Origin of the sequence: uncultured Thermomonas sp., assembly GCF_937872235.1 — a bacterium.
Classification (GTDB): Bacteria; Pseudomonadota; Gammaproteobacteria; order Xanthomonadales; family Xanthomonadaceae; genus Thermomonas; species Thermomonas beijingensis.
In genome coordinates, this window is the sequence record NZ_CALMPC010000121.1 from 18,127 (window position 1) to 29,458 (window position 11,332).

11 protein-coding genes and 1 tRNA gene are annotated in these 11,332 nt (G+C 61.6%); 6 read left to right on the forward strand and 6 right to left on the reverse strand.

Features of this window, described 5'->3' with window-relative positions:
- Positions 1-119: 119 nt before the first annotated feature.
- The 3 genes from dapD to map are packed head-to-tail and all read right to left on the reverse strand — an operon-like array spanning position 120 to position 4,335.
- Positions 120-965: a 2,3,4,5-tetrahydropyridine-2,6-dicarboxylate N-succinyltransferase gene (gene dapD, locus QWB57_RS10500; protein WP_223626867.1), complete on the reverse strand. Its 846-nt coding sequence runs from the start codon at positions 963-965 to the stop codon at positions 120-122.
- A complete protein-coding gene (gene glnD / locus QWB57_RS10505; RefSeq protein ID WP_288969471.1) occupies positions 962-3,556 on the reverse strand; it encodes a [protein-PII] uridylyltransferase in 2,595 nt (864 codons plus the stop codon). Before glnD ends, dapD begins: the two co-directional genes overlap by 4 nt.
- A 2-nt stretch (positions 3,557-3,558) precedes the next feature.
- Positions 3,559-4,335 carry a type I methionyl aminopeptidase gene (gene map, locus QWB57_RS10510; RefSeq protein WP_223626863.1) on the reverse strand — a complete coding sequence of 259 codons (777 nt, stop codon included), beginning with the start codon at positions 4,333-4,335 and terminating at the stop codon, positions 3,559-3,561.
- A 317-nt stretch (positions 4,336-4,652) separates the two neighbouring features.
- Here map and rpsB point away from each other — a divergent pair, with 317 nt between their 5' ends.
- The 4 genes from rpsB to QWB57_RS10530 all read left to right on the forward strand — a co-directional run bounded on the left by rpsB (position 4,653) and on the right by QWB57_RS10530 (position 7,679).
- Positions 4,653-5,429 carry a 30S ribosomal protein S2 gene (gene rpsB / locus QWB57_RS10515; RefSeq protein ID WP_223626861.1) on the forward strand — a complete coding sequence of 259 codons (777 nt, stop codon included), beginning with the start codon at positions 4,653-4,655 and terminating at the stop codon, positions 5,427-5,429.
- A 181-nt stretch (positions 5,430-5,610) separates the two neighbouring features.
- Positions 5,611-6,489 carry a translation elongation factor Ts gene (tsf, locus tag QWB57_RS10520; protein ID WP_288969473.1) on the forward strand — a complete coding sequence of 293 codons (879 nt, stop codon included), beginning with the start codon at positions 5,611-5,613 and terminating at the stop codon, positions 6,487-6,489.
- Positions 6,490-6,624: 135 nt separating this feature from the next.
- Positions 6,625-6,715 (forward strand) — tRNA-Ser (locus tag QWB57_RS10525).
- 259 nt (positions 6,716-6,974) lie between these two features.
- Entirely contained in the window at positions 6,975-7,679 is a 705-nt protein-coding gene (locus tag QWB57_RS10530; RefSeq protein ID WP_223626856.1) for a protein phosphatase 2C domain-containing protein, read from the forward strand.
- Between the two features lie 48 nt (positions 7,680-7,727).
- Here QWB57_RS10530 and dnaQ read toward each other — a convergent pair whose 3' ends face one another.
- From dnaQ to QWB57_RS10545, 3 genes are read right to left on the reverse strand one after another with little or no spacing between them, the layout of a single operon-like run.
- Positions 7,728-8,438: a DNA polymerase III subunit epsilon gene (gene dnaQ / locus QWB57_RS10535; RefSeq protein WP_223626854.1), complete on the reverse strand. Its 711-nt coding sequence runs from the start codon at positions 8,436-8,438 to the stop codon at positions 7,728-7,730.
- Complete coding sequence (gene rnhA / locus QWB57_RS10540) at positions 8,438-8,896, reverse strand: ribonuclease HI (RefSeq protein WP_223626852.1); 459 nt, start codon at positions 8,894-8,896, stop codon at positions 8,438-8,440. Before rnhA ends, dnaQ begins: the two co-directional genes overlap by 1 nt.
- Complete coding sequence (locus tag QWB57_RS10545) at positions 8,893-9,567, reverse strand: class I SAM-dependent methyltransferase (RefSeq protein WP_223626850.1); 675 nt, start codon at positions 9,565-9,567, stop codon at positions 8,893-8,895. The genes rnhA and QWB57_RS10545 overlap by 4 nt, the downstream gene beginning before the upstream one ends.
- A 46-nt stretch (positions 9,568-9,613) precedes the next feature.
- Here QWB57_RS10545 and gloB point away from each other — a divergent pair, with 46 nt between their 5' ends.
- On the forward strand, positions 9,614-10,378 hold the full coding sequence (gene gloB / locus QWB57_RS10550; protein WP_288969477.1) for a hydroxyacylglutathione hydrolase: 765 nt from the start codon (positions 9,614-9,616) through the stop codon (positions 10,376-10,378).
- 97 nt (positions 10,379-10,475) lie between these two features.
- Positions 10,476-11,264, forward strand: a complete 789-nt coding sequence (locus QWB57_RS10555) for an enoyl-ACP reductase (protein WP_223626845.1) — start codon at positions 10,476-10,478, stop codon at positions 11,262-11,264.
- Positions 11,265-11,332: the final 68 nt, after the last annotated feature.

Sequence of the window (11,332 nt, forward strand, 5' to 3'; positions counted from 1 at the left end):
GCCGGCATGCGGGTTCCGCGACCATCGGCGACAGGGATGTCGCCGATGAGCCTACAAGGACGTATTCACGGCGTGTCGCGGAAACTGCATGCCGGCCAGCTTCGCGATACGGGTAAAGATCAATCCGCCAACCCGCGCAGCAACTCGTTGACGCTGGTCTTGCTGCGGGTTTTCTCGTCCACCTGCTTGACGATCACCGCGCAGTACAACGAATGGCTGCCATCGGCTGCGGGCAGCGAGCCGGACACCACCACGCTCCCCGGCGGCACACTGCCGTAGCTCACTGCGCCGGTCATGCGGTTGTAGACGCGAGTGCTCTGGCCGAGGAACACACCCATCCCCACCACGCTGTGATGGCCGACCACGAAGCCTTCCACCACTTCCGAACGTGCGCCGATGAAACAATGATCCTCGATGATGGTCGGGCCCGCCTGCAGCGGTTCCAGCACGCCACCGATGCCCACGCCGCCCGACAGATGACAGCCCTTGCCGATCTGCGCGCAGCTTCCCACCGTGGCCCAGGTATCCACCATCGTGCCTTCGCCCACGAAGGCGCCGATGTTGACGAAGCTCGGCATCAACACCACGTCCTTGCCGATGTGGCTGCCGGCGCGCACCACGGCGCCAGGCACCACACGCACACCCGCAGCACGGAAGGCGGCCTCATCGAAGCCGGCAAAGCGCGCCGGCACTTTGTCCCAGAACGGGGCGGGTACGGCATCCATCAGCGCCATGTCCTGGGTACGGAAATACAACAGCACCGCTTTTTTCAACCATTGGTTGACCTGCCAGCCGCCATTCCCGTCGGGCTCGGCCACCCGCAGCGTGCCTTGCTCCAATCCGGCAATCGCCTGATCCACTGCCGGGCGCACGCGGCTGGCGATCTCGTCAGCCTGCAAGTCAGTGCGGCGCTCCCACGCATCTTCCAATGTGTCACGCAGGCTGTCGATGTGGGGCGAACTCATGCAATGTCTCCATCAAGAACCGCCAGCAAGGCAATGCGAAGTGCATCACAACGTTCTGGCGAAAGGGGGTGATTGTGCTCATCGCTGACCAGCAGCAAGTCTTCGGCGCGTGCGCCGAAGGTGGCGATGCGTGCATCGTGCACACGCAGATGTTGTTCGCGCAGGACTCGCGCGATATCCGCCAGCAACCCGGGGCGATCGGTACAGACCAAGCCAATGCGGGTGCCACCGGCAAGGTCGATGAAATCCAGTTGTGGTGCCACTTTGAAATGTTTGAGATGACGCGGCTGGCTGCGCCGTGCCGGCAGCATTCGCCCGACATCACCCACCAGTGCATGCGCCAGTGCGTTGGCCAATCGTGCCGGCTCAATGGCTTGCCGGGTATCCACGGGGAGTACGTGAAAGGTGTCGTGAATCGCACCACCCGGCGCATCCAGCACCCGTGCCTGCTGCACACTCATCCCCAACCGGTCCAGTGCCATCACGATGGCGGCAAACAGCCCATCCTGATCGGGCATATGCACCAGCACTTCCAGCCCATCGCGTCCGGACATGGCACGTGATGCCACTACCGCCTCGCCTGCTGCCGCCAAATGCAATGAGGCGGCCTGCCACGCAATCTGGTCGGGCCGGCTGCGCAGGAAATTTTCCTGTGGCATCCGTGCAAACATCGCAGCAATCGCCGCATCGTCATGCCCTTCGGCAAGCAGCATCGCACGCGCCGCTTCATGGTTTTCGGAAATACGCTCTTCCGCCGCCACCGGTTGCCCCAGGCCGCGCCGCAATGCCAACCGGGTTGCGGTGTGCAAATCCGCCAACAAGCGGTCTTTCCAACCATTCCAGAGTTTTGGCGAGGTGCCGGCGATATCCGCGCAGGTGAGCAAATACAAATAGTCCAACCGCTGGCGATCGGCCACGATTTCCGCAAAACGATGGATCACATCCGGGTCGGTGATGTCTTGTTTTTGCGCGGTGACGGACATCAACAAATGCTTGCGCACCAGCCATTCCACCAGCGCGATGTCGGCTTCCAACAAGCCATGCGCTTCGCAAAAGGTGCGCGCATCCACCGCGCCGAGCTCGGAATGATCGCCCCCGCGGCCCTTGCCGATATCGTGGAACAAGCCCGCCAGCAACAACAACTCCGGCTTGCGCAGCGACGGCCACACCAGATGGGTAATCGCAAAACGCGGATCCGCCTCGCCACTGGCAAAGCTGGCCAGATTGCGCAACACGGTCAACGTGTGTTGATCGACGGTAAAGACATGGAACAAGTCGAACTGCATCCGCCCGGAAACCCGCTGAAATGCTGGAATCCAGTGCCCCAACACGCCCAGCCTGGCCATGCGTTCCAGAGTGGCCACCGCTTGCGGCCCACGCAGCAATTGCATGAACGCCTCGCGCAGGGAAGCCGGAGCCTCGTCATACGCTGGAATCAAAGGCAATGCCAAGGCCAACTCCCGCGCGGTTTGCGAATGCAGGCCGCGCAGCCCGGGCGTGGCTGCCCAGGCGGCAAACATTGCGAACACATGCGCAGGATCCGCTTCCAACCAACCGGAAACAGCCGTAGCAAGATAATCACCGCGCCGCTCGAACTGGGTGTCCAGTGGCTCCGGCGGCTGGATACCCGCAAAGTATTCTTCGAAACGTTGTAACAGGCGCTCACCCACCCGGCGCACGATGGCGGCGCTGCGGTAAAAGCGTTGCATCATTTTCTCGACACCCAGCGAATCGGCATCGTCCACATCGCCCAAACGTGCCGCAAGCGGTTTTTGATAATCAAAACGCAAACGCTCTTCGCGCCGCCCCGCCACCAGATGCAATCCATAGCGAAAACGACACAAGGCGCGGCGCTCGCGCTCCAGCGCGGCGGCTTCATCAAACCCCAATCGGCCCAGCTCGATCATCTGATCCAAGCTGCGCGCGCCAAAGCTGCGCAGCGCCAACCAGCCCAACAGATGCAGGTCACGCAAGCCACCCGGACCATCTTTGAGATTGGGTTCCAGGTTATCGGAAGTGTCCCCGAAGCGCGCATGGCGGCGGCGCTGCTCTTCGCATTTTTCAGCAAAAAACCGTGCCGGCGGCCACACGTGCCCGGATGAAACCGCATCCGCCAAACGTGCCACATCCTCGTCATTGGCACACAACGGGCGGGCTTCGATCAGGGCCGTCACCACCGTGATATCGGCGGCGGCTTGCGTGCATTCCTGTGCGGAGCGCACCGCCATGCTGACTTGCAAACCGGCATCCCACAACATGGCATTGAACCTGGCCAGTGCGGTTTCACCTTGTTGCTGCGCGGCAGGTTCGGCCAATACCAACAAATCAATGTCGGAATGCGGAAACAATTCGCCGCGCCCGTAGCCGCCGACGGCAAACAGCGCCAACGGTGCCGCTTGATCGAAACAACGCTGCCACGCGGCGCGCACTTGCACATCCACCGCACGCGCACGCAGCGCAATCAAACGGTCTGCTGGCGCACCGGCATCAAAGCGCCGCGCCAATTTGGCATCGGCCAACGCCACCGCAGTACGTGCCGCCACCGACCACGCAGCATCGTCGATCAGCGCGCCGGTTGCCGCCGCCTGCATGCTCACAAATCGTTGTCGTCACCCGGCAAGCGGGTCAGGATTTCCACACCGTCATGGGTGACCACCACCATGTGTTCCCATTGCGCAGATAATTTGCGGTCTTTGGTCACCACCGTCCAACCATCCGGCAACAAGCGCGTATGGCGGGCACCTTCGTTGACCATCGGCTCGATGGTGAAGGTCATGCCTTCCTGCAAAACCAAGCCCTCGCCGGGCCGACCGTAATGCAGCACCTGCGGTTCATCGTGGTAAATCTTGCCGATGCCGTGCCCGCAATATTCGCGCACCACGCTGAAGCGCTCGGCTTCCACATAGCTCTGGATGGCGTGCCCCACATCGCCCAAGGTGGCCCCGGGGCGCACGGCACGGATGCCACGGAACATCGCCTCGCGGGTCACATCCACCAAACGCTTGGCCATCACCGACGGCGTGCCCGCGTAGTACATCCGACTGGTATCGCCATGCCAACCGTCTTTGATCACGGTCACGTCGATATTGACGATATCGCCATCACGCAGCACTTTGGTGTCACTGGGAATCCCGTGGCAGATCACGTTATTGACCGAGGTGCACACGGTCTTGGGAAAGCCACGGTAGCCGACATTGGCCGGAATCGCGCCCTGCACATTGACGATATGGTCATGGCAGATGCGGTCGAGTTCTTCAGTAGTGACGCCCGGTTTCACGAATGGGGCCACCACTTGCAGCACTTCGGCGGCCAAACGGCCCGCCACGCGCATTTTTTCGATATCCGCCGGGGTCTTCAGATTGATTGTCATTTGCGCATTATCGCGCATTGCGGAGGCAGATCGATCATGTGGCTGTGCCGCACGCGCCAGGCCAGTGGCGCGCCCACCGCCAAGATTGCCCTGCCGCCTGGTTTCCCCTATACTTCGGGGGCTTTATCGCCGCCACGACGGGCGTACCGTCGAATCCACACCTGTCGGCAATCCCTGTTCCGGGGTGCCCGCGCAAGCGGGTTCGGACACAGTGACGACAGGGAGGCCCAACCCCGGAATCCCGCCCCCATCCTTGCGGACAGGGTGCAGCGCCCTCATTCAACCGGCGCGGATTCCATTCAATCGGAGTGTTTGCAATGCCCCAAATCACCATGCGTCAGATGCTGGAAGCCGGCGTCCATTTCGGCCACCAGACCCGCTACTGGAACCCCAAGATGGCCCCGTACCTGTTTGGTGCGCGCGGCAAGATCCACATCATCAACTTGGAAAAGACCGTCCCGCTGTTCAATGACGCGATGAACTTCATCAGCGGCGTTGCGCAGAAGCGCGGCATCATTTTGTTCCTGGGCACCAAGCGCAGCGCGCGTGAAGCCATCAAGGAAGAAGCCGAGCGTTGCGGCATGCCCTTCATGAACCAGCGTTGGCTGGGCGGCACCCTGACCAACTTCGCCACCGTGAAGAAGTCGGTTGCCCGCCTGAAGGAACTGGAAGCCGCCGAAACCGATGGCACTTTCCAGAAGCTGGTCAAGCACGAAGTGATGGGCCTGCGCCGCGAGCGCGACAAGCTGGAGGCCTCGCTCGGCGGTATCAAGGAAATGAACCGCCTGCCCGACGCGATCTTCGTGATTGATATCGGCCATGAAGACATCGCCATCAAGGAAGCCAAGAAGCTTGGGATTCCGGTAATCGCAGTGGTCGACTCCAACTACGACCCGGCCTTGGTGGACTACGCCATTCCCGGCAACGACGACGCCATCCGCGCAGTGCAGCTGTACGCACGCGCTGCTGCCGACGCCGTACTGGAAGGCAAGGCCGCTGCGCCGAACGCCGCCAACGTGCGTGAAGAAGACTTCACTGCTGCGGTTGAAGGCGAAGAGGCCAAGCCGAGCCGTCGCGGCAAGAAGGGCGAGTAATCACCCCATCACGCAGCCGCGCAGGCTGCGACTGTCCCTTCTCCCGCTGGGAGAAGGTGGCCCGTAAGTGCCGGATGAGGGTTCGGTCGCGTTGTGGAATTCCGCACGCGCCAAATTCTCACACTAACCCTTCTCCCAACGGGAGAGGGGTTTCACCGTATTCAATTCAGAGGTAATCCCAATGGCTGAAATCACCGCTTCCCTTGTGAAGGAACTGCGCGAGCGCACTGGCGCCGGCATGATGGAGTGCAAGAAGGCACTCACCGAAACCAATGGCGACATCGACGCCGCGGCCGAAGCGCTGCGCAAGTCGGGTCTGGCCAAGGCCGACAAAAAGGCCAGCCGTGTGGCTGCCGAAGGCCGCGTGGCCGCAGCCCAAGCCGGCGGCAAGGCCGTACTGGTGGAAATCAACTCGGAAACCGACTTCGTGGCCAAAGACGGCAACTTTGTTGACCTGTGCGAAGCCATCGCCGCTGCCGCACTGGCCTCGGGTAGCACCGATGTCGACAGCTTGAAGGCCGCCAAGCTGGCCTCCGGCGACACCGTCGAAGAAGCCCGCGCCGCAGCCATCGCCAAGCTGGGGGAAAACATCCAGGTGCGCCGCATGGTCAGCATGAACACCGGCAACCACGTGGCCGCTTACGTCCACGGCGGCAAGATCGGCGTACTGGTGGAACTGGCTGGCGGCGATGCCGACCTCGCCCGTGGCCTGGCGATGCACGTTGCCGCGATGAACCCGCCGCACAACAAGGCGGCCGATGTACCGGCCGAGTTCGTGGCCAAGGAAAAGGAAATCGAGCTGGCCAAGATGAGCGAAAAGGACAAGGCCAAGCCAGCCGAAATCCTGGAAAAAATCATCAGCGGCAAGATCGCCAAGATCATCAACGAAGTGACCCTGTACGGTCAGCCCTACGTGCTGGACGGCGACAAGACCGTGGAGGCCGTGCTCAAGGCTGCCGGTGCCGACGTGATCGGCTTCCAGCGTCTGGTGGTGGGTGAAGGCATCGAAAAGGTGGTGGAAGACTACGCCGCCGAAGTTGCAAAGGCGATGCAGGTCTGAACCAGGCACCAGCTTGAGTTCCGGAAAAAAACCCGCCCGTGCTGGCGGGTTTTTTTTTGTTACCAGCCGCTGCCATCAAGACGTGACAACCTTGCAGCAAAGTCTCTATCCCGTTATCATTTGCGGCCCACTTCCGGAGAGGTGGCAGAGCGGTTGAATGTACCTGACTCGAAATCAGGCGTAGGTTTATAGCCTACCGAGGGTTCGAATCCCTCCCTCTCCGCCACTACAAACCACCCCCGCTCGGGGGTGTTTTTGTATCAGCTGCGTCGGCTCCGCGACACCATACCCAAGCCCGCTGCCCAGATTACGGATCCGGGAATACCCACTCATCTAACAGAATCGTGAATCAGGTCGGATTTCACCCCACTTTCGACACGGGAAGAACGTCATACTGCTTCGCATGATGTCCATGTGCCGCGCCCCCGTCCGGTTCTATCGCACCATTCCGTTACCACCATAAACACCGGACGCCTGCCCTACGCATGATTGAATTCGGACATCTGACCCATGTCGGCCTGCGACGCGAGCTGAACGAAGATACCTATTACGGGGACAGCGAGCTGGGGCTGTGGCTTGTGGCCGACGGCATGGGTGGCCATGAATACGGCGAAGTGGCTGCGGCTATGGCGCGCGAAATCATCGTCAATGAAGTGCGCGCAGGCAGCGATTTGAGCCGTGCCATCAAAGTAGCCGACGAGGAAATCATCCGCTGCTCCAAGCGCCGTGGCGACAGCCTGCCGATGGGGACCACCGTGGTTGCGGCGCGTATCCACGGCAACCAGTTCGAGGTTGCATGGGTGGGCGACAGCCGAGTGTACCTGTGGCGTGATGGGACACTGACCCAGATCTCGCATGACCATAGTTATGTGCAAGAGCTCATTGCACAAGGTGCGATCAGTGCTGCGCAGGCACGCAACCATCCGCACCGCAACGTGGTGACGCAAGCACTCGGGGTGACGGCACCAGAACAGTTGAACGTGGAAACGCTCAACGGCGAGCTGCGTGCAGGCATGCAATTGCTGCTATGCAGCGACGGCCTGACCGAGGAAGTGGACGATCGCCAAATTGCGCGGGTGCTGGCGCATGGCGAATGCAGTGCACAGGAATGTGTGGATGGTTTGGTGGCCGCCGCGCTGGACGGTGGCGGCTCGGATAATGTCACGGTCGTGCTGGTGCGCCGGCACTGAAGCAATCAGGGATGACCAGCATGCTTGCGGCCATCCAGCAACGCCTGCTCAGATCAAGGCATCCGCTTCCAGCCACAGGCACCTGCCTGATTTTTTTTGTAGCCCCGCAAGGCGCTCTGCGTGCGCCTGCGCCTCTTCGGGTTGAATGAGCACCCGTGGCCGTGACGCATCGCCGGCTTGTGGATTGACCACGACTGCCGCTGAGAGTACTGCTTCCTCACAGATCTGAAAGCCAATTTCACCCTGGCCCGAAGTCAGTGCCAGATACACATCCAGCAAAATCTGCGCATCCAGCAATGCGCCGTGCAACTGTCGGTGGGAATTATCCACCCCCAATCGCTTGCACAAAGCGTCCAGGGAATTGCGCTGGCCTGGGAAGCGTTGCCGCGCCATCAACAAGGTGTCTTCCACCGTGCATCGATCAAGCACTTTGCCGAAGTCTTTCAGCCGTGCAAGTTCAGCATCCAAAAACCCGATATCGAAAGCTGCGTTGTGGATGATCAGCTCGGCGCCGTCGATAAATGCAATGAAGTCTTCTGCGATGTCGGCAAAGCGCGGCTTGTCGGCTAGGAAATCCAAACTCAAGCCGGTCACTTCCTGCGCCCCCGGCTCGAATTCGCAATCCGGATTCAGGTAGTAATGGAAGGTGCGCCCGGTGGGACGCCGCTCCAGCACCTCGACACAGCCAATTTCGACCACGCGGTTGCCTTTGCGCCAATCCAGGCCGGTGGTTTCAGTGTCCAAAATCACTTGCCGCATCAGCTTGCGTTCTCCTTGAATTTCAGTGCCTGGTTGCGCGCCAGTTGATCCACGCGTTCATTGCCGGGGTCACCGCTATGGCCCTTGACCCAGCGCCAATCCACCTGATGCCGGGCTGCCGCCTGATGCAACCGTTCCCACAGATCGCGGTTCTTGACCGGCGCACCGCCCGCTGTTTTCCAGCCCCGTCGAATCCAACCACTCATCCACTCCAAAATACCTTGCCGCACATATTGGGAGTCGGTGTGCAAAATAACTTCGCACGGCTCGCGCAGCGACTCCAGCGCGGCAATCGCGGCCATCAGTTCCATGCGGTTATTGGTGGTATCAGCCTCGCCGCCGGAGAGCTCGCGCTCAACCCCGCACCAATGCAACAACACACCCCAGCCCCCCGGGCCGGGATTACCCAAACAGGCACCATCGGTATGGATATCCACCTGTTTGCGGGCGTTTGTCATGCCGCAACCTCAGGGTGCCAGCCCAATGCGTGTGGTTTACTACGCATCGGCGTCATCGGAAGGCGGCGCTTGTGCGCACGCAACAGGAACGCAGCCCGCAACCCCGCGCCTTCTTGTACGTCCAGTACTGGTGCCACGTTCCATGTCGGCCCCACACCTTGCGAAACAGGTTCTGGGTTGAGCCCCGCTGCACGCAGCCTCCGACGCCAACGGATCGGCTCGGAGGCTGCCAACCCCTGCCCCTGCCAACGCAGGCGATACGGTGAAATGGGGTTCAGTGCCAGCAGCCACAGAATGCCGCCCGGCAGCAGGATCCGTGCACATTCGTGCAGTAACTCATTTGCCACGGGGCTTGCATCCAATGCATGTTGCACGATCACGCTGGCGCACGATTCGCTGACCACGGGCAACGGCAAATCACAACATAGATCGCCCGCCCAGCCCCCCTGTTCCGCGCAATGCAGGCGCAGCAACAGGCCACTGCCACCCGTATCGGGCGGCAGCAAGCTGGCGCCTGCTCCCAGCCACACATACGGCTGCCCCGGCGATTGCTGGCCCGCAATACGCACGCATTCGGCCTCGCTGGCCAATAGCGCTTGTCCGGCCACGCTGGCAAACCACGCATCGGTGGCGGCAAACTTGGGTTGACGATCAGGGACAGGCAGCGGCATGGTGGTGATTCTGCGGGAAAGCCCGCGCGCCGTCACCGCTGGAATCATGAATCTGCACGCGCTTGCCGCATTTGATGACAATTACATCTGGCTGCTGCGTGATGCCAGCGGGCGTGCGCTGGTCGTTGATCCTGGCGATGCTACGCCCGTTTTGGCTGCAATCGGCGATGGCCCTGCGCCACACGCCATCGTGATTACCCATCACCATAGCGACCACATCGGCGGACTGCCGGCGCTGTTGGCGCGCTGGCCGGACACGCCCGTGTTTGCACCGGATGATGCGCGCATCGTACATGCCACCCAGCGGGTCAGCGAGGGCCAGGTGCTCGCCATCGGCCCGTGGCAGTTCCGCGTGCTGGCTGTCCCCGGCCATACCCGCAGCCACCTTGCCTATGTCGGGGAAGACCTGCTGTTTTGCGGCGACACCTTGTTCAGCCTTGGCTGCGGGCGTCTGTTTGAAGGCACGCCGGCACAGATGCATGCCTCGCTATCGAAACTGGCGGCGCTGCCGGGTGACACCCGGGTTTGCTGCGCACACGAATACACGCTGGCCAATGCTGCATTCGCACTGGTCGTGGATGCGGATAACCCGGCACTACAGCAACGGGTCAAAGAGATCCGCGTGCTGCGATCTTCCGGGCATCCCAGCCTGCCCGTGCGGCTGGACACCGAGCGCGCCTGCAACCCGTTTTTGCGCTGCCATGCCGCGGGCGTGCGCGCTGCGGTGCAGCAGCATGCCGGAATGGCACTGCCCGACGAGACCGCCGTGTTTGCCGCGCTACGCGCATGGAAGGATGGGTTTGCGGGATAGCGCGGGCAAACGCAATGGGACTGGCCGCAAGCAGCCGCGCAAGGCAAACTAGAGCATTCGCTCGACGCGCCCCACGCGCAACTCACAAGGAGACACCATGGGATTCCTGCAAGGCAAGCGTGCGCTGGTCACCGGCATCGCCAGCCAACGCTCCATCGCCACCGGCATTGCCGACGCCTTCCACCGCGAAGGCGCGGAGTTGGCGTTGACCTATCAGAACGAAAAACTGAAATCGCGGGTGGAAGACGCCGCCGCCGAGTATGGCAGCACGATCGTGCTGCCTTTGGACGTGGCCGACGACGCGCAAATCGACCATTGCTTTGCCGAACTGGGCAAGCATTGGAACGATGGGTTCGACATCCTCGTGCATTGCATCGCGTTCGCCCCGCGTGAAGCGATCGAAGGGGATTTTCTCGACGGCATCAATCGCGAGCGTTACCACATTGCCCACGACATCAGCGCCTACTCGTTGGCGGCGCTGGGCAAGGCGGCGCGCCCGCTGATGAAGGGGCGCAACGGCAGCATCCTGACCCTGTCGTATCTGGGTGCGGAACGCGCACTGGCCAACTACAACACGATGGGCGTGGCCAAGGCCTCGCTGGAAGCGACCGTACGCTACATGGCGATGGCGCTGGGCCCGGAGGGCACCCGCGTGAATGCGATTTCGGCCGGCCCGATCCGCACCTTGGCCGCCAGTGGCGTGGCCAATTTCCGCAAGATGCTGAGTGCATTCGAAGCCGCCGCACCGCTGCGGCGCGTGGTGACAATCGAAGATGTGGGCAACGCTGCTGCGTTCCTGTGCTCGGATCTGGCCAATGGCATCACCGGCGAGGTCACCTATGTGGATGCCGGCTACAACATCATGGGCATGAGCGGGATCGAGTGAAACACTCGCGCCCCATTGCCGCATAGAAAAACGCCCGGCATATCGCCGGGCGTTTTTGTTGCGATACC

What these genes read in the sequence shown, in the direction of transcription:
- dapD (WP_223626867.1), bottom strand. Translation starts at nt 965, where the DNA reads ATGAGTTCGCCCCACATCGACAGCCTGCGTGACACATTGGAAGATGCG.
- glnD (WP_288969471.1), bottom strand. Translation starts at nt 3,556, where the DNA reads ATGCAGGCGGCGGCAACCGGCGCGCTGATCGACGATGCTGCGTGGTCG.
- map (WP_223626863.1), bottom strand. Translation starts at nt 4,335, where the DNA reads ATGACAATCAATCTGAAGACCCCGGCGGATATCGAAAAAATGCGCGTG.
- rpsB (WP_223626861.1), top strand. Translation starts at nt 4,653, where the DNA reads ATGCCCCAAATCACCATGCGTCAGATGCTGGAAGCCGGCGTCCATTTC.
- tsf (WP_288969473.1), top strand. Translation starts at nt 5,611, where the DNA reads ATGGCTGAAATCACCGCTTCCCTTGTGAAGGAACTGCGCGAGCGCACT.
- QWB57_RS10530 (WP_223626856.1), top strand. Translation starts at nt 6,975, where the DNA reads ATGATTGAATTCGGACATCTGACCCATGTCGGCCTGCGACGCGAGCTG.
- dnaQ (WP_223626854.1), bottom strand. Translation starts at nt 8,438, where the DNA reads ATGCGGCAAGTGATTTTGGACACTGAAACCACCGGCCTGGATTGGCGC.
- rnhA (WP_223626852.1), bottom strand. Translation starts at nt 8,896, where the DNA reads ATGACAAACGCCCGCAAACAGGTGGATATCCATACCGATGGTGCCTGT.
- QWB57_RS10545 (WP_223626850.1), bottom strand. Translation starts at nt 9,567, where the DNA reads ATGCCGCTGCCTGTCCCTGATCGTCAACCCAAGTTTGCCGCCACCGAT.
- gloB (WP_288969477.1), top strand. Translation starts at nt 9,614, where the DNA reads ATGAATCTGCACGCGCTTGCCGCATTTGATGACAATTACATCTGGCTG.
- QWB57_RS10555 (WP_223626845.1), top strand. Translation starts at nt 10,476, where the DNA reads ATGGGATTCCTGCAAGGCAAGCGTGCGCTGGTCACCGGCATCGCCAGC.